At 33.7% G+C, this 716-nt stretch carries 1 pseudogene; it reads left to right on the plus strand.

The window, feature by feature from the left end:
- Positions 1 to 716, plus strand: a pseudogene (locus SH09_RS16750) (MucBP domain-containing protein); the annotation flags it as partial.

Consider the following 716-nt stretch of genomic DNA (forward strand, 5'->3'; position numbering starts at 1 on the left):
GACACAATCATTGATAATGTTGAAGAAGAAAAGTATTTTAACCATGGTTTTGGTGGCCAAGTAATCTTCCAAAAAGTGCGTTTTATAAAAGATGGTTTACCATCAAATGATGCTATATCTGTTGCTGACTATGATGGTGGTGATGCTGCATCTAGTTCATCAGTTACCTTAAAAAAGGGAGAAGTAACTAATTCAAGATATGATAATGGTAGAACGTTAGATATTTCAAATAGATTTGAATATCCTGATACTGTAGAATACTATTACACTACTCAAGAAGGTAATTTAATAGTTAATTATGTTGATGAGTTAGGAAACACAATCAAAGAAGCCGTAGAAGATACCCCAAATACCAAGTTTAATACACCATATGATACAGTGGTTGATAATCGTCCTCAAGAGATTGTTTTTGGTGACAAAGTATATGAATTAGTACCATCAGGTGAGTATCCAGTTGGAACAGTGTCAAATCAAGGCAACTTAACTATAAGTAAAATGAGGGATATTTATGCATCATCTGATTTAAATGGTGGTGATCCAATTGGCAATATAACAAAAGGTACAAAGTATGTGACTTATGTTTATAAAGAAAAGATAGAAGAACCAGGTAAATATATTCCATATATTCCTGCAGATCCAACGGATCCGACTAACCCAAATGATCCATTAAATCCGACAGATCCGAATACAGGTAATCCAATTGAACCAGTACCGTA

The organism is Staphylococcus gallinarum (genome assembly GCF_000875895.1).
Classification (GTDB): domain Bacteria; phylum Bacillota; class Bacilli; order Staphylococcales; family Staphylococcaceae; genus Staphylococcus; species Staphylococcus gallinarum.